Genomic DNA, 18,216 nt, shown 5'->3' with positions numbered 1-18,216 from the left:
TCTACAAGTTATCCTTTACTATAAGTATATTTTTACTTTTATTTAATCTATTTCATGAATAACTCTATATTTTTTTAATACTTGGTTGATCTTTATAACCTAGCAATAACATACCTGTTACTAACGGTAGTACACTAAGCAAAAGATATACAACACTACTTTGTATAATCTGCCCTGATGTCAAAGCCGGTTCTACATCTGGGCGTACTATAAAGTGCTGTACTAATACTATAACACCATTATTCAAGAAATGTACCATCATCGCTAAAAAAATAGATTTACTAGAATATACAATATAGGCAAAACCTATACCCAAAATAGCTGTAGGTATCATCCTAAAGAAATCTAAATGCATAATTCCAAATAAAACTCCAGATACAATGATTGCCCATTTCACATGTTTTCCATCATCTTCAAGCCCTTTATAAATCATACCTCTAAATAATACTTCTTCACAAATAGCTGGCAAAGCTGCTACAACCAATAAATTAACAAACAAATTAGGATGAGTCACTGCTTGAGCAAGCTTATTATTGAGCTCTTGTAAATCTGGTGAAACAAGCATCATTAATAATGAAATACCTTGTACAAGGAAAAATAGCCCTCCCCATAAGATAATTGCTCCACCTATATGCTTACCTTTCGGCTTCTTTAACGACAATGCTTCTTTAAAATCTGTTTTGATATACCACCCAAATAGAATAGGAATAGCTATAACTAATGCTTGAGTAAGTGCTAAACCTAAAAAGCCTAACTTCACTTGAAGCAAACTACCTATATAAATAATTCCAAGCAATGCAATCACATAAATCATTAAGCTATCACTTGGTGTTGGTAGCGTACCCTTTTGAATATTGTAGCGTTTTTGTAAGATAGAAAACTCCTTACTACTTCCAAATAAAATTTCTTCCGAATTAAACATCTTAGCTAATATAATCAAAGATAATATAAGGAACCCAAAGTTAGTGACAATAACTATAGCCATTGCACCTATATTATATTGGAAAGTTAAAACGCTCTTAATCAGTAAAACGACATTCACAATAGGAATGCATGCTGTTGCTGTTGTCAGCTCTAATCCCGGTATCATGCTTGCATATCCAGGCAACATTAATACAAGCATGAGTGGCGTTGCATAGTTCTGTGCCTCTTTAAAGCTTTTTGCCATACTACATACACACATGCTAATCGCACTGACAATTAAAGCAAAGATTAAAATACATATAAAGGCAATCAAAAATGGTACAATAAAGCGCTTTGCATCTATATTAAGCTGACTCATCATCCCTGATAAATCTGCACTTATCATAACAAGCATAATACTTGCCACAATAGAGATTACATTTAATACTGCCGATATGATTGAAATAATGGCTACTGCTAAGAACTTACCTATAATCAATTCTAAATTAGAAACAGGCAAAGTTAATAAGGTCTCAATGGTACCTCTTTCTTTTTCACCAGCCATCACATCAATTGCTGGATAAAGTGCACCCATTAATATACCTATAATCAGGATGAGTGGTAAAATCATGGCCATTAGCTGACCAGCCTTCTGCTCATTCTTAGCTAAGTCTACTGTATCGTAGACTACAGGCTCTAATAAAATAATAGGGTCTAATCCTATTTGCTCTATGTTACTATAAATCATTTGTTCCTTATATTCTTCTAAAAAGTTTTGAAGTTTATGCCCTGCATTTTGAGACTGACCTATAGATGAATTAATATAAATTTTATAACTCATTTGCTGAGTTGGTAACACTTCTACCTCTATATAAGCATCTATTTCTCGTTGTTCTAATGCTTCACCTGGATTTCCTACTTCAATAAATTCTAAATGTTCATAGTCCTCTTCCTGCAGAAGTTTCTCTATTATTTGATTGTGTAGCTTTCCTTTAGATACACTCACTTTATAAGAAGCTGTTTCTGTTTTATTCATAGAATACATTGTAATCTGAGATGTAATTAGCATAATAGCAGGATAAAGTAAAATAGGTAGGACAATCATCATGAAGATTGTTTTCTTATCTCTAAAAATATCTTTCAGTTCTTTTTTTAAGATGTTTTTGATAATATAACTTCTCATTCTATGACCTCCTTTTCTTCCATGAGTTGAATGAATGCATCTCTTAAATTATGTGTCTGAGTCATAGATTTAAGTTCATCACTTGTTCCCATCGCTAGTATGCACCCCTCATGTATCATAATAATATGATCACATAAAGCTTCAGCCTCTTCCATATAGTGAGTTGAATAGAGAACTGTTTTCCCTTTTTCCTTCTCACTCTTCATGAAGTCAATAATCGTTCTACTACTTAATACATCTAATCCTAATGTAGGTTCATCAAAAATATAGAGTTCTGGTGAATGTATAAGGCACCTTGCAATAGAGGCTCTTTGTGTCTGCCCTGTAGAAAGTCTATCTATGCGATTATCTACGAAGCTCCTCATATCTAATAGTTCTATAATCTCTTCAATCCTTGTATCTAACGTAGCCTTATCTATAGAGTAAAGTCCCCCAAAGATTTCTAATACTTCTCTTGGAGATAATCTACCATATAATTTAGTATTACCCGATAAGTACCCAATAAGGTTTTTAGCTTGATTCTTATCTTTCTTATACTCAATGCCTCCAACTACTATTTCACCCGAGGTAGGTGTTAAAATACCTGCTAGCATTCTAAGCAATGTTGTTTTACCTGCACCATTAGGTCCTAAAATGCCATACACTTCTCCTTTTCCTACCTCAAAGGACACATCCTCGACCGCATTAAAATCTTCCTTCACTATTCTTTTTCCTGATTTAACCGTTCTTACAAAAGTCTTGGTAAGATGTTTTACTTGAATCATCCTATCCCTCCTATCTTTCTATATTTTTTCAGTTTAGACTTTTCTCTTAATCTCATTATAGACTAAAACACTAAATACATTGGTTAATTAGCAAAATTTTTACAACTATATTTTTTCTTTTTAATTCATATCCTAAAGATAGCTTGATTTGTTATTTATTGATATAATACATGAGATTGTTTAAATTACTCACGAGGTGCACTTTATGAAAAAACTAACGCTTTATTTTACATCTGATGTTCATGGATATGTTTATCCAACTGATTATAGAGACCAAGAAAAGAAACCACAAGGTTTCTTATGTATGATGGAACAATTTAAAAAGGATGGAAATACTTTAATTATAGATGGTGGAGATACTATTCAAGGTTCTCCTTTTACAACTTTTTTAAGTCGCCAACCTTTACCTAAAAATCCAATTGCAGAAGTTATGAATGTGGCTGGTTATGACTATATTACTTTAGGAAATCATGACTTTAACTATGGCTATGATTATTTAAAAAGCTACTTAGATTATGTAAATGCTACATGTCTTTGTACGAATGTAGATGATAAACTAGACCAACTTCCTATTCAAAAACATGCTATTCATACATTAGAAAATGGATTAAAAGTAGGTTTAATTGGAGTAAGTACAGAATTTATTCCTGTATGGGAAAAGAAAGAAAACTTAACTAACTTTATGGTATCTGCTACACTTGATAGCATTCGCCCAAGTTATGAAGCACTTAAAGGTCAGGTAGATTTAATGGTAGGAATTTACCACGGCGGATTAGAATATGATCTAGAAACAAATAAAAAATTAAGTGAGAGCAAAGAAAACTTAGCTTATGCCATTTGTGAAGCTTTTGATTTTGATGTACTTCTTACAGGTCACCAACATATACCTATGTTTGGCAAAGAAATCTGTGGTACGCATCTTGTTCAAACACCTCAATATGGTACTCAATTTGCTAAAGTTGAAGTTGAGGTAGCTGAAGATGGAACAACATCTACACAATCTGAACTTATTTCAACAGGTATTGAATACAATGAACGTCTTTATAATGAGTTAATGCCTATTGAATCAGCTCTTCAAACTTGGTTAGATGAACCTGTTGGTTTCTTAAACATGCCCCTTACACCAAGTGATCATTTAGAAATGGCTCTTCATGGTACACCACTTGCAAACTTTATTAACCAAGTTCAATTAGAACGTAGCGGTGCTGACATCGCCTGTACTTCATTTGCCAACAGTGTTAAAGGATTTAATCAAGAAGTTACAGTACGTGATATTGTTTCTACTTATATCTTCCCAAATACATTAATTGTCTTAGAAGTTACAGGAGAAATATTAAAAGAAGGTCTTGAAAACACAGCAAGCTACTTCCATTTAGAAAATGATGAAATCTCTATTTCAGACAAATTCTTAAAGCCTAAAGTATCTCATTACAACTATGATTATTTTGCTCCTCTTCACTATACTCTCGACCTTACAAAACCAGTAGGTGAACGTGTCGTTTCCATGACTCTTCATGATAAAGAAGTGGGCCTAGAAGATACTTTAACACTTGCTATGAATAACTATCGTTATAGTGGTGTAGGCGGATATGGTATGTATCCAAGTTGCAAAGTTGTTCAAGAGATTCTAGTTGAAATGCCAGAGATTATTATCGATTACTTCATGAAGCATAAGCATGTAACTGTAGATCCAACAAACTACATTACTATAAAAAAATAGTCTTATCTTAATTCATATGAATGAATTAAGATAAGCATGCCATCTTTAGGTATAATGAAAAGAAAGAGGCGATTACAAATATGTAATCGCCTCTTTCTTAATCTTCTAATTTGCTTCCTTTTTTTGCTGCTTCTTCAGATTGAATTTCAGGTCTAATCCATTTTAAATGATAGATACCATTTTCAATAAATTCATCTTCATAATATTCTTCTAATTCAATTTGTCTTTGTCTAAGTTCTGCACTTGTCATGTCAGGATTTTCATCACCTAACTCATTAAGCGCTTGTCTACGTGCCATACGTACAACAAGTTCTTCCCAGAATACTTTATCTTCATATGCATCGATATAGTCATTTACTTCACTATTTTCATAGGCTCTAGTAGGCATATATTCATTAAATTCGTCATCAAACTCAATAAGTTCTTCATAGCCAAATTCTTTTGCCATAGCAAAGATCTTTTGTTCCATTTCTGAGTGAGGTAAAATACGTTCATCTACTTCTCTCATCCCATTAATTAATAAATTCCCTGCATATACTAAGTCTAATAATGCTTTAAACTCTTCCTTTGTGCATTTAAGTTCCATATAGTCACATCCTTCTAGGTTATTCAAATAAAGCTAAGATCTTATAAAGGACCTTAGTTGGAGCAGTAATATTTAATTTTTGCCCACCTTCACCATCATTTGTGATTTTAAAATCGAATTGTTCTCCTGAACTATTTAAAATCATAATAATAGATTCTATATTCATATTAAAGGCCATTGTATGATCTTTGTCAAAAGATATTGTGATATTTGCCTGAATTGGTGATACAGTATCTGATACCATTTTTTCAGTACTTGGTGATAATTGAGCCTCTTCCCTACTTCCATATCTAATCTCATAGTCAATAGCTACTCTTTGTGGTTGCCAAGGTTCATTTATATTTAAATTGGGCTTTGCTTCTTTGGCTATTTCTTCTATTACCAACTCGCGTTTGGACGGAACTGGTATAGACATTTGTATAGGCTTAAGCTCTGCTTCATCACACCTAAGTTGCTTCCCTATCCGTTCGGCTCTATTTAGTTCATCACTTAAAGTCCCTCTGCGATTGTTACCCCCAAACTTCCTCTTACTTTCACCGTCTCCATTAAACCATGTTTTCGTACTCAATCCCCCCAATCATTAAGTGTTCTCAAAAATTGTAATGGCCTTAATACATTTTCTTCCACTTACTTCTATTGTAGTCTATATTGACCTCATTATTCAATATCTTTAATTTATATCATTTAATTTATATCATTTAATTTTTACATCTTCTTACTTTATGGCCTATAGCAATTCCATGCCTAATGTAAACTCTATACTTTAATCAAATATAATCTACTTAATTCAAAAGCTAATCCCTATACATAACAAAAGACCGAGTAGTTTAATTACTCGGCCTTTAATCTTACTCTTCGATTAATGATAATGCTACATCCATCATTTGAGTGAATTTAGTTTGACGTTCTTCAGCTGTTGTTGCTTCTCCTGTGAATGGGCAATCTGAAACTGTACAAATTGTAAGTGCTTTTTTACCTGCACGTGCAGCATTCATATAAAGTGCTGTTGCTTCCATCTCAACTGCTAATACACCCATTTTTTGCCAATCTTTAAGAGTTTGGCCATCATCATAGAATGTATCACTTGATAATAAGTTACCTACTTTGTAAGTATATCCTAAGCGTTCAGCTTCGTCTGCTGCTTTTTTTACAAGATCAAATGAAGCAATTGCAGAGAAACGACCTGGTAATTTATATTGATCCTCATAGTTTGAGTTTGTACATGCACCCATACCGATTACGATATCACCGATGTGAAGACTTTCATCAATCGCACCAGCTGAACCAATACGAATGATATTTTCAACACCATAGAAATTGAAAAGCTCATAAGTATAGATTCCAATAGATGGAATTCCCATACCATGTCCTTGAACAGATACGCGTTTTCCTTTATAAGTTCCTGTATATCCGTACATTCCTCTTACAGAGTTGTATTGTACTACATCCTCTAAATAAGTATCTGCTAAAAATTTTGCACGTAATGGGTCACCAGGCATTAATACTGTTTTTGCAATATCACCTAGTTTTGCGCCGTTATGTGGAGTTGGTGTATTATTCATAATAATCCTCCTGTATGAAATTTTTTCATCTACCTTTTTCAATGTATCATGTCACGGATTCAGTTTGCAAGGTAGAGAAAGGCTTATGTAATATTTTACCTTTTAATCTTAGTTTTATCAAGCACTTCCCCTTATTTTCAATAGACTTTAATTATTATACGCCTAAAACCCTTATTATATTTATGTAATCCAATTTCCTATTCATCATATTTCCAAATTAAAAAGAGACCATCTTTATAAATGGTCTCCTAGGTACTTATTTATTGAATGAATTAACTTACTACTGGCTCAATTAATCCATATGTTCCATTTTTACGTTTATAAACTACATTTACCTCTTCAGTTTGTGCATCTCTATAAACAAAGAATGTATGTCCCACTAATTCCATCTGCATAATAGCTTCTTCTATATCCATGGGTTTAACAGCAAATTGTTTTCTTCTGTCAATTCTAAGTGTTTCATCTTCATCATAATCTGCACTCATAAAATCATCTGCAAATCCTATTGGATTGCCTCTATGGCGACGTCTTAATTTATTTTTAAAACGTACCACTTGTCTTTCGATGATGGCAACGGCATCATCAATAATTGCATACATATCTTTGCCATCTATCTCGCCTCTTAAAATTTGTCCATTGAAAGGAATGGTAATCTCGATAATGTGTCGTTGTTTTTCTACACTAAGCATCACTTGTACTGGAGTTTCCTCGTTGAAGTACTTATCGAGTTTATGAAGCTTATCTACTACTGCATTTTCAAGACCTTTTGTTACCTCAATATTTTTACCTATAATGTTGTATTTCATCTGTATCTCTCCTTTCAATACACTACCTTGTTGTCTTGGTAAGCTTTATAATATATATATTCTACGTTTTATTTCTATTTCCTCTTTTTTATATATAATTTAATTTATTTTTTTATTATTTTATACTTAAATATAAATTTAACTCTTATTTTTTTATCAAGATGTTCCATATTTACAAAAATATATAGAAATATTATATGAGCTATGCCCCACTTATGTCATTCCTGTATATACTATTAGTAATCCCCATAGTATAATATCTTAGAATGACTTATTTATAAGGAGGACATTTTTATGAAACAACCAATTTTTACTGGTTCTGGTGTTGCAATTATTACCCCTTTCAATGAAACGGGTATTGATTTTGATAAATTAGGAGAACTCATTGAATGGCACATTGCTGAAGGTACTGATGCCATTATTATTTGTGGTACAACAGGTGAAGCCCCTACAATGCCTATGGAAGAACATCGCGAAGCTATTCGATATACTGTAGAAAAGGTGGCTAAACGTATTCCTGTTATTGCAGGTGCTGGAAGTAATGATACACATCATGCTATTGCTACAAGCCGTTATGCTGAGTCTGTAGGAGTAGATGCTATTCTTAGCGTAGTTCCTTACTATAACAAAACTTCTCAAAAAGGACTTTATGAACATTTTAGTGCTATTGCTAAAAGTGTATCTACACCAATTATTCTTTACAATGTACCTTCACGTACTGTATTAGACTTAGCTCCTGAAACAACAGCAAAACTTGCTCAAATCGAAAATATCGTAGCAATTAAAGAATGTAACTTCTCTCATGTGGGAGAACTTATGAATATTTGCCCAAGTGATTTTAGTATTTATTCCGGTGAAGATGGACTTGTACTTCCTTATCTTGCATTCGGTGGTAAAGGCGTAATCTCTGTTATGGCTAATATCATCCCTAGTGATACACATGCACTTTGCCAAGCTTTCTTTGATGGTGATATTGAAACTGCAAGAAAACTTCAACTTCAAGTACTTCCTATGGTTAAAGCACTCTTTTGCGAACCAAGTCCAGTACCTGTAAAGAAAGCAATGAATTTAATGGGTATGAATGTAGGTGGATGTCGTCTTCCTCTTATTGACATGGAACCACAAAATGAAGCTGTCCTTCAAAAGGTTCTTACTCAATATGGACTTCTTAAATAAATTCCTTACTAAGTAACAATAAAATATTAAAGGGCTACCCCATGGTAGCCCTTTAATATTTTATATAGATATTTTACATATGCCTAAATTATAATCAATCATTTATAACATTTACTTTGCTTATACATTAAAAATTTATATCCTAAATATAAAGCATTGATCATAAGTAATGTTGCAACAACATAAATAACACTTTTCTCAAATGATGTATTTAAAGTTTTAGCTCCTAATATCAGGATTAGTGCAATCCAGGGCATCCACATACACATCTTCATATAAGTTTTTCCTAAAACAGCAGTAAAGTCATCTCTTCTCATGTTAATATCACGTCAACCTCCTAAATCTATGCATTTGTTATACTATGACATTAACATATTTATCCTTTAAAAGTACATTGATTATCTTTTGATATTCTGTAATATCTTGGCATCTTTATAGATTTATTAAATTTTTAAGTGAAAAGTCCAATATAGGTGCTGAATGTGTAAGTGCTCCGCAAGACACATAGTCTACTCCTACCTTAGCAATATCTTTTAATCTTTCTTTAGATACGTTACCTGAACACTCTGTTTGTGCTCTTCCAGCAACTTTTTGTACAGCTTCTTCCATCATCTCTAGTGACATATTATCTAGCATAATAATATCTGCACCTGCTTCTAATGCTTCCTCTAACATATCTAGATTTTCTACTTCTACCTCTATCTTTCTTACAAATGGTGCATATTCTTTTGCCATTACAATAGCTTCTTTCACGCCACCAGCTGCTCCAATATGATTATCCTTTATAAGAATACCATCTGATAGATTAAATCTATGATTGTATCCGCCTCCTACTTTTACAGCGTACTTTTCAAATACGCGCATCCCTGGAGTTGTTTTACGTGTATCTAGTAGTTTAGTCTTGCTACCTTCTAGTTCAGCTACTAATTCATTTGTCATGGTCGCAATTCCACTCATACGTTGAAGGTAGTTAAGCGCTGTTCTCTCCCCTGATAAAACAACCTTTGCATCTCCTTCAAGTACACCTATTAAATCCCCCTTTTTAATAGATGCTCCATCTTGATACTCTGTTGTAAAACAAATATCACCTAATAGTTCAAAAGTACGTCTAAAAACTTCAATCCCTGCTAATATACCATCTTGCTTACAAATCAGTTCTGCGCGAGCTGGTGTAGGTTTTCTTACTATAGCATTGGTTGTAACATCCTCACTTGTAATATCCTCTTGTAAAGCTAAAAGTATTTTATCATCCACATTGATTGTCATTGTGACACCATTGATCATAGAATTTCTCATCCTTTCGCTTAATCTCACCTAAAATAAGTTCTTTGTATTGTGTTTCTAAATTTCTGCTATCTTCCTCATATGTAACCTGTTTTAGAGAATCATTGTAATCTTGTTTATCCATATTATTCATTTCACTAATAATACTTTCGGCAGCTCTTCTTGCAAATATAAGACTTTCTAATAAAGAATTGCTAGCTAACCTATTACGTCCATGTACACCATTACAACTCGTTTCTCCTACAGCATATAAAGCTTTCATAGAGGTTTGACTATGCATATTCACTTTCACACCACCCATAAAATAATGCTGTGCAGGTGTAACCGGTATAGGCTCATAGGCTAAATCATACCCCTCTTCTAGGCATCGCTCATAGATATTAGGGAAGCGTTGTTTAATTTTCTCTGCACCTAAATGTTTTAACGAAAGCCAAACATATGGGCTCTTGTCTTTTACCATTTGATCATAAATTGCTACACTTACTACATCCCTAGGTAAAAGTTCATCTACAAATCGCTTTTTATTCTTATTAAGAAGAATACCTCCCTCACCTCTCACTGCTTCTGATATAAGGAAACGTCGTCCTTGTTTACGACTATATAAAGTAGTTGGGTGGATTTGTATGTAATGAATATCTTGTAATTCAATATGATGCTTTAGAGCAATTGCTAAGCTATCTCCTGTTAAGTGCTTATAGTTTGTGGAGCTTTCAAACAAGCCTCCTATACCACCTGTTGCCAAGATCACTTGCTTACTATAAATCATTTTATGACCTTTATTATATTTTACAACTATCCCCTTACATGTATGATCTACTGTAAGTAAGTCTATCATTGTTACAAACTCTACTAATTCAATATTCTCTTTTTCTTTTACTCTTTCTAAAAGCTTAGAAGTAATTTCTTTGCCTGTAATATCTTTATGATGCAAAATACGATTGGTAGAATGTGCGCCTTCTCTGGTATAAATTAGCTCACCGTCATATGAATCAAATGCTACACCATACTGAATGAGCTCATTAATTGTACGTGTTGATTCTTTGATCATAATGTCTACTGCTTCTTTGTTATTTTCATATCTTCCTGCTTTTAAAGTATCTTCAAAATAACTTACATAGTCATTTTCATGTTTTAATGTAGAAATACCACCTTGAGCAAGGTAAGAGTCGCTTGCTTCTAATGTATCCTTACTAATCATTAAAATTTTATAAGTACTAGGTAAGTGAAGTGCTGCAAATAGCCCTGATACCCCTGTTCCTACTATAATTACATCATATGAGTCGTTCATATTATCCCTTCTTTTTAAGCATTCTTATTGTGCTAAACGATGCATCTCAAGTAATGCATGTTCTGCTTTTTTCATAACATCTTCGTCTAAAGTTATCTCATATTGCTCATTTTTTAAAGTCTCATAGAGTGTTTCTAAACTTACACATTTCATACTTACACAGGCTTTCATTTCCCCTACAAAACGAAAAACTTTATGAGGATTATTTTGTTTAAGAGCATACTCTATACCAATCTCTGTACAAACAATAAACTCTTCTTTATTACTCTTCGTTGCATATTCAATAATGCCACTTGTACTTCCTACATAATCACCTAACGCAACAACATCTGGTGTACACTCTGGATGGATTAAAATCTCTGCCTCTGGATACTGTGCTTTAGCTTCTTGTACTAATTCTTTAGACATGCTCTTATGTATTGGACAAAATCCCTTATTAAAAATAAATTCTTTTTCTGGTACTTGCTGTGCTACATAACTTCCTAGGTTCTCATCTGGAATAAAGAAAATCTTAGATGCCTCAATATTTTTTACTATCTTTAAAGCATTTGCAGAGGTTACGCAGACATCTGATAACGCTTTAATCTCTGCAGTTGAGTTAATATAACACACGACTGCTAAGTCTTCATGCTCTGCACGTACTCTCTTAATTTCTTCTAAGGTCACCATATGAGCCATTGGGCAATCTGCTTTAGGATCTGGCATGAGTACCTTTTTATCTGGATTAAGAATCTTAGCACTTTCCCCCATAAAAAGTACACCACAAAAAACAATCAATTGCTGTGGTGCTTCCTTAGCTATCTTTGATAAATAATAGGAATCACCCACATAATCTGCTATTTCTTGTACATCTCCATCTGTATAGTAATGAGCTAAAATAATAGCATCTTTTTCTTTTTTTAAAGTTTGTATTGCCTGAATGAGTTCTTGCTTTTTCATAGTTCACCTCTCTTGTATGTCATATAAATGTTAATATACCACTGTTTAATATTTTTTACAATACATATGTCTTGTCACATGTAATGCGTTTTTATTTTATCTGTTATTCTATTGCAAATCTTTGCTATAGACTTACCTAAATAATAAATATTTGGTTAGTGTGAGGGCATGTAGGCAAGCTTATTGTATTCCAACTTCTAGTCCTCGCCTTTTAAGACAGGCTAAGTTCATTCCATCAAACTAACGGTCAAAACTCAGAAAAGAAGTTCACTTTTCTTCAAACATTTCCCTAAAACCAGTTTGATTCCATTTACTAAGCCTCTCTAAAAAGTTTGCGGAGAAAGTTTGCATACAATAACTCACCTTACAGCCCATCACATCATAGCCGTTCCGGTAGAAAGATAGCAAAAGACATTGGGACATGCAAGGTTTTGCCTTCCAAAGAAGAGATGTTTGCTCTTCTTTCCTCTCCACGGCATGTCACTGGAAGTGAAAAGTTAACTTTCTAAGTAGAAAAGGGCGGTGATGCGTGGATGACCTCCATGGAGCTTTTTTCGAGGATGGACTTAGAATATAAGCTACATGAAGTTTAGTAATCTCTCCGCTGGCGCAGTCCACAAAGTGAGGGGGGTATATTTAGTAGACTTGATTAAGTGACAGGATAGGTGTGTTCTCCGGAATCTGCCTACGTAGTTTTCAGATAAGAAATGTTCGAAATGAAAAAATAATGGTTTTAGGTGTGCTGTTTGAACGAAGTGAGTTCACACCGTTATTATTTTTGAATGAGTTACATTTCTCTGAAAGCGAAGTGAAGCAGGTGAAGGAGAATCCAGCTAGACAGCTCACCTAAGTAGACTAAATATAAGCACATCCTCACTCCATAAAATATTTATTTTCTTAATACTTTGCAGTCTAAAACATAAAAAAGCACGTTTTAACTTAGTCTGTATACTAAGTTAAAACGTGCTTCAACATGTCTTTATATTTTTAATAAGCTCTATCTAAAAGCTTGTGTGCAACTTCTAATAGAATCATTTTATATTCATTATCTGGAAGCTTATTTATATGCTTGTAAGCTTTTTGTGTATATTGATGAGCTAATCTTCTTGCTCTATCAATGCCACCATAAGTATCTACAAGCTGAACAATTTCTTTTAGATCTGTATCGCTATATGGATGCTTTTCTAATAAAGCTAATAAATCTTTAGGTTGCTTTTCTAATGCATAGATAAGAGGAAGATTAAACACACCTTCTTGAATATCTTTGGCATGATCTTTTCCAACTGATTTTTCACATCCTGTATAATCTAGGATATCATCAATAATTTGGAATGCCATTCCAATATGGTGTCCAATACGCCAAAAGCTTTTGGCTAACTTATCGCTACAACCTGATTCTGCTGCTCCTATATAAAGACTTAATGAGAAAAGCTCTGCTGTCTTTCCTGCAATACGTTTTAAATAATTTTTAACTGATACTTCAGTATTAAATCTAGAATTAAGTTGTTCTACTTCTCCTAGACAAATTCTAGACATGGATAAACTATCTACTTGGATACTTTGAAGAGATGCTGTACTTGCTAAAATTTTAAAACAAATACAGAATAAGTAATCTCCAATATAGACTGCATATTCTTTTCCATATTTGGCTTGGATTGTAGGAACACCTCTTCTAAGATTAGCATCATCTATAACATCATCATGGACTAAAGTTGCCATATGAAATAGTTCTACTACAGAAGCTAGTGCTCTTACCTTTTCAGGTTCATACTCTCCAAAATGTGCTGCAAGAACTGTAAAGGCAGGCCTAATCATCTTGCCGTTTGCATGAATAAGATCTTTAATAGATTGCTCAATCACCTTATCCTTGCATTTTGCATTCTCATCCATTAATTTTATAATTTCAAGTAACTCTTCTTTGATCTCTGGATACTGGTTCCAAATGATGTGCATGCCTTCACCTCTTTCTAATCTTATTTTTCACTTTTTATTTATAAATATGCTTGTTTTCTCCAAGCCACCAATTACCAGCTATCTTATTAATCCATGGTAACACATAGTGATCAAGACCAAATGCACGTCCACATCCATTCATCAGCGCAATTGCACCGAAGAAGAACCATAAGATTTCCCATCCAGCCATAGCAGATAATACGAAGTTAATTGTCATAAATGCTGATGCTGCTGATGCTAACCATGTGAATAAACCAGCGATAAGTGCAAGACCAATACAAATCTCTGTAATAACAACGATTGTTTGGAAGAACACTGCCATCTCTGGTGTAGGAATCATGATTTTCATGATTGCTTCATAGAAACCTGGCATTTTATCTAAAATAGGTTCTGCAAATGTAGATGCTGCATCTCCTGTTTGAGAAGCTGATGAAACTGCATCATATAACCAATCAAATGGCATTTTTACGTTACCTGCTTTAATCCAACTGTCTGAACCAATTTGAACTGCTAAATCACCTGTGTTTTTAAGTGTTTCCCACATAGAATCCCATGTGCCTTCACCCATTAACTTTTTAAGACCTTCGATTAACCATAATGTACCAATATATAATCTAAGAGGTACTGTCCATAGACGGTTTCCAACAGAAGAGATATGACCTCTCATAATATTTCTATTTTGTTTCATATCGAAGAACTCGTGTTGTAAGTAATGGTATACAGAGTTTACATTTAATACACCAAATAAGTAGATAAGGTTTACAATATGTTTCATTACCATTGCAAAGAAACCTGAAAGCTTAACGCCTGAAAGATTCGCTACACCATAACGTCCACCAATAGAAACCATGAATCCATGATAGTTCCCTTTGAAAGCAACTTTTTCTTTGTTTTCAATAGATGCAATGATGTTTTTAGCCGCTGTTGTAGCAGTTTGTTCTGCTGCTTCTACAATCTGAGGATTAGTACAGTTACCATTCGCTTCATTATATGCACAGTCACCTATTACATACACGTTCTCATGACCTTCTGCTTGCATATAATCATTTGCTTTAAGACGGTTTGCACGTGTTTTTTCTACTGCTACATCTGATGCACTTGTTGCACATTGGATACCACAAGTCCAAATAAGTGTACGTGTTGCAATACTTCTACCATCTTTAAGTGTAATACTATCTTCTTTAACTTCTGTAATTGGAGCATTTTTAAGCACTTCAATTTTATGTTTAACCATATACTTTTCAGCTTTTGCTGCTTGTTTTTGGTCAAGCATGTTAAGAATTGTTCCTGCTGCTTCAACTACATATACTTGAACTTCTTCTACATCTACATGATATTTTGCTGCTAAAGTATCTTTCCACTCAAGAAGTTCTCCAGCCATTTCTATACCTGTAAAGCCTGCTCCTGCTACGATGAAAGTAAGCATTTCGCGTCTTACTTTTTCATCTCTTTCAATAGAAGCTTTTCTAAATTGGTACTCAATGTGCTCACGAATAGTAAGTGCATCATCTAAAGACCAAAGGCTGAACCCGTGTTCTTTTACACCTGGTACACCAAAGTATGCTGGTTCACTTCCAAGACCTACCATTAAGTATGAGTAGTCATATGAACCATGAGTTGTTTTAACAACTTGTTTTTCTAAATCTACATTTTCAATGTAATCTACTACCACATTTACTTTTGTGCGGTGGAAGATTTTATGTAGGTCTACTTTTACTGATGCTTCTGGTACACGTCCTCCTGCCACTTCATGAAGTTCTGTCATGAGTGTATGGTAAGGGTTTTTGTCAATGAGTGTGATTGTTACATCATTATTCTTCTTGTACTTTTTAGCTAGTTTTTTAGCTGCATGTACACCTGCGTAACCTGCACCCAAAATTACAATATTTGTTGCTGCCATGTCTTGTCTCCTTCTAGCCACTTAACATAATTTTTTTCCATTTTCCAATACAGTGTACACAACATCTTCATATTTGTCTAGTTTTAAAATAATCCCATTTCGCTTCATTTTAAAGGATTTTTAATTTAAGCATTATATAATCTATCTTTTTTAACTTTTACAATATATTATCCTATGTTATTTTCTAAATTTCCATAAATTATTACATCAATTCATAGTAGTTCATAGTTTATTCAGTATAAGTTCATATTTTATTAACATTTCAGAAGTAGAATAGTGAGTGCTTTGTTTTTACATAATTAACATTGATTAGGAGAAATTAAACATGAAAAATAAAAAACTTTTCGCATTAATGTGTGCATCAGTAGTTGCACTTGGATCATTTACAGCTTGTTCATCAAAAGAAGAAGCTCCTGCTGAAAAACCAGCTGTAGAAACTCCAGCTGAAGACAACACAACAGAAGAAGCTCCTGCTGAAGAAGCTAGTGCATTAAAAGATGGTGCATACAAAGCTGAATACGCTGAAGCTGACGAACGTGGTTGGAAAGCTTTCGTAGAAGTAACAGTTGAAGGTGGTCAAATCACTGCTGCTGCTTTCGATTATGCAAATGCTGAAGGCGCTTTAAAATCAGCTGATGCTGAATACAATGCAAAAATGAAAGATATCGCTGGTACAAGCCCAGCTGAATTCTCTCCAGCTTTAGCTGAAGGTTTAGTTGCTACTCAAGATCCTGCTGCAGTAGATGTTGTAACAGGTGCTACAAGCTCATCAAATGATTTCGCAACATTAGCTACAGCTCTTATGGCTAACATCCAAGAAGGTAACACAGAAGTTCTTCTTGTTGAAGCTCCAGCTGCAGAGTAATATATAAATTCTTGAGGATGTTTGACCTAGTCAAACATCCTTTTTTTATCTCAATCTACAATCTCATATGATACTTCCTTGTTTCATATGTTAAACTAGAGTTATACCTATCTTTTTATTTTCAAGATAGTACTATATAATATAAAAGATTTACTTATCTGATACATTTACTAGGAGATTTTAATATGAAGACTTTTTTTAAATCACTTATATCCTTAAGCTTAGTTACTTCCCTATTTTTTGTAGGTTGCAATAACACTGTATCAAAGAATACCTCATCAGATCCATTAAAGCGTACTGAATTATTAATGGGTACAACCGTATCTGTTACACTCTTTGATCATCAAGACCCAGAAATCTTAAATGATGCCTTTAACTTAGTTAAAGAACTCGAAAATGAGCTTAGTTTAAATAAAAGTAGTACCCTACTTACAGAACTTAATGCTTCTAGTGGCACTGCCCCTTATAAAGTAAATAGCACACTCTTTGATATTGTAGAAAAAGGTGTTTACTATAGTGAACTTACAAATGGTTCTTTTGATTTATCTGTAGGACCTATCGTAAAACTCTGGAGTATCGGACTCCCTGAAGCGCGTGTGCCTAGTCAAGAAGAGATTGATGCAGCTCTTCCTACTATTGGTTATGAAAATATTATTTTAGATCCAGATGCTTCTACTATTTATTTAGAAAAACCAAATATGAAGCTAGACCTAGGAGGTATCGCTAAAGGTTATACTGCCGATGCTATTGCTGACCTTCTCGCATCTAAAGGTGTAGAACACGCTTTAGTCGATTTAGGTGGGAACATTTATACTCTAGGTCATAAAGTAGATGGCTCACTTTGGAAAGTAGGTATTCAAGATCCTTTTGAAAATCGTAACAATATTGTTGGCTATGTTTCTGTTGCTGATCAATCTGTTGTAACTTCAGGTATATATGAACGCTTCCTTGAAGCTAATGGTAAAAAATATCATCATATTCTTGATCCAAAAACAGGTTATCCTTTTGATAATGATATTGCTGGGATTTCTATTATTAGTGATAAATCTATTGATGGGGATGCTCTATCTACTGCTGTTTTTTCTAAAGGTCTTGAAGAAGGACTAGCCTTTGTCCAAACACTTCCTGGTGTTGATGCTATTTTCATTAGTAAAGACTCAAAGATTTATATCACTGAAGGCCTCAAAGGAAACTTTGTACTTACCAATGAAGCATTTGAACTTATAAATTAAACAGATAAAAGCAAGAGGGAATTAATCTTAATTCCCTCTTGCTTTTATTTTAGTC

At 33.7% G+C, this 18,216-nt stretch carries 15 protein-coding genes; 4 read left to right on the top strand and 11 right to left on the bottom strand.

Annotation, left to right across the window (positions count from 1 at the left end):
* Window positions 1–64: 64 nt before the first annotated feature.
* Together BN2390_RS05280 and BN2390_RS05275 are read right to left on the bottom strand one after the other, a co-directional pair.
* Complete coding sequence (locus tag BN2390_RS05280) at window positions 65–2,086, bottom strand: ABC transporter permease subunit/CPBP intramembrane protease (protein ID WP_053983311.1); 2,022 nt, start codon at window positions 2,084–2,086, stop codon at window positions 65–67.
* Entirely contained in the window at window positions 2,083–2,850 is a 768-nt protein-coding gene (locus BN2390_RS05275) for an ABC transporter ATP-binding protein (RefSeq protein WP_053983310.1), read from the bottom strand. The genes BN2390_RS05280 and BN2390_RS05275 overlap by 4 nt, the downstream gene beginning before the upstream one ends.
* 205 nt (window positions 2,851–3,055) lie before the next feature.
* Between BN2390_RS05275 and BN2390_RS05270 the strand changes: the two genes are divergently transcribed.
* A complete protein-coding gene (locus BN2390_RS05270; protein ID WP_053983309.1) occupies window positions 3,056–4,570 on the top strand; it encodes a bifunctional metallophosphatase/5'-nucleotidase in 1,515 nt (504 codons plus the stop codon).
* A gap of 97 nt (window positions 4,571–4,667) precedes the next feature.
* On the opposite strand, the gene BN2390_RS05265 is transcribed toward BN2390_RS05270, so the two are convergent.
* The 4 genes from BN2390_RS05265 to hpf form a co-directional block, all read right to left on the bottom strand.
* Entirely contained in the window at window positions 4,668–5,156 is a 489-nt protein-coding gene (locus BN2390_RS05265; RefSeq protein WP_053983308.1) for a hypothetical protein, read from the bottom strand.
* 19 nt (window positions 5,157–5,175) lie between these two features.
* Window positions 5,176–5,724, bottom strand: coding sequence for a hypothetical protein (locus BN2390_RS05260; RefSeq protein WP_053983307.1), 549 nt, complete (start codon window positions 5,722–5,724; stop codon window positions 5,176–5,178).
* Window positions 5,725–6,004: 280 nt separating this feature from the next.
* Window positions 6,005–6,718, bottom strand: coding sequence for a purine-nucleoside phosphorylase (gene deoD / locus BN2390_RS05255; protein ID WP_053983306.1), 714 nt, complete (start codon window positions 6,716–6,718; stop codon window positions 6,005–6,007).
* Between the two features lie 272 nt (window positions 6,719–6,990).
* Window positions 6,991–7,524: a ribosome hibernation-promoting factor, HPF/YfiA family gene (hpf, locus tag BN2390_RS05250; RefSeq protein WP_053983305.1), complete on the bottom strand. Its 534-nt coding sequence runs from the start codon at window positions 7,522–7,524 to the stop codon at window positions 6,991–6,993.
* Between the two features lie 294 nt (window positions 7,525–7,818).
* Here hpf and dapA point away from each other — a divergent pair, with 294 nt between their 5' ends.
* The gene (gene dapA / locus BN2390_RS05245; protein WP_053983304.1) at window positions 7,819–8,700 is read left to right on the top strand and encodes a 4-hydroxy-tetrahydrodipicolinate synthase; all 882 of its coding nucleotides are present in this window, start codon (window positions 7,819–7,821) and stop codon (window positions 8,698–8,700) included.
* A 432-nt stretch (window positions 8,701–9,132) separates the two neighbouring features.
* On the opposite strand, the gene nadC is transcribed toward dapA, so the two are convergent.
* The 5 genes from nadC to BN2390_RS05215 form a co-directional block, all read right to left on the bottom strand.
* Window positions 9,133–9,984, bottom strand: a complete 852-nt coding sequence (gene nadC / locus BN2390_RS05235) for a carboxylating nicotinate-nucleotide diphosphorylase (RefSeq protein WP_053983302.1) — start codon at window positions 9,982–9,984, stop codon at window positions 9,133–9,135.
* Window positions 9,947–11,272 (bottom strand): L-aspartate oxidase, encoded by a 1,326-nt coding sequence (locus BN2390_RS05230; RefSeq protein WP_053983301.1) that lies wholly within the window; start codon window positions 11,270–11,272, stop codon window positions 9,947–9,949. Before BN2390_RS05230 ends, nadC begins: the two co-directional genes overlap by 38 nt.
* 24 nt (window positions 11,273–11,296) lie before the next feature.
* Window positions 11,297–12,211, bottom strand: a complete 915-nt coding sequence (gene nadA, locus BN2390_RS05225; protein WP_053983300.1) for a quinolinate synthase NadA — start codon at window positions 12,209–12,211, stop codon at window positions 11,297–11,299.
* 987 nt (window positions 12,212–13,198) lie between these two features.
* Window positions 13,199–14,164 (bottom strand): polyprenyl synthetase family protein, encoded by a 966-nt coding sequence (locus BN2390_RS05220; RefSeq protein WP_053983299.1) that lies wholly within the window; start codon window positions 14,162–14,164, stop codon window positions 13,199–13,201.
* A gap of 34 nt (window positions 14,165–14,198) precedes the next feature.
* Window positions 14,199–16,064: an FAD-dependent oxidoreductase gene (locus BN2390_RS05215; protein ID WP_053983298.1), complete on the bottom strand. Its 1,866-nt coding sequence runs from the start codon at window positions 16,062–16,064 to the stop codon at window positions 14,199–14,201.
* 325 nt (window positions 16,065–16,389) lie between these two features.
* Between BN2390_RS05215 and BN2390_RS05210 the strand changes: the two genes are divergently transcribed.
* Window positions 16,390–16,929 carry an FMN-binding protein gene (locus tag BN2390_RS05210; RefSeq protein ID WP_053983297.1) on the top strand — a complete coding sequence of 180 codons (540 nt, stop codon included), beginning with the start codon at window positions 16,390–16,392 and terminating at the stop codon, window positions 16,927–16,929.
* Between the two features lie 185 nt (window positions 16,930–17,114).
* Complete coding sequence (locus tag BN2390_RS05205; protein ID WP_053983296.1) at window positions 17,115–18,161, top strand: FAD:protein FMN transferase; 1,047 nt, start codon at window positions 17,115–17,117, stop codon at window positions 18,159–18,161.
* Window positions 18,162–18,216: the final 55 nt, after the last annotated feature.

It is taken from the genome of Niameybacter massiliensis, assembly GCF_001282685.1.
Taxonomy (GTDB): Bacteria; Bacillota; Clostridia; order Lachnospirales; family Cellulosilyticaceae; genus Holtiella; species Holtiella tumoricola.
This window is presented reverse-complemented; position numbering and strand designations above follow the sequence as displayed.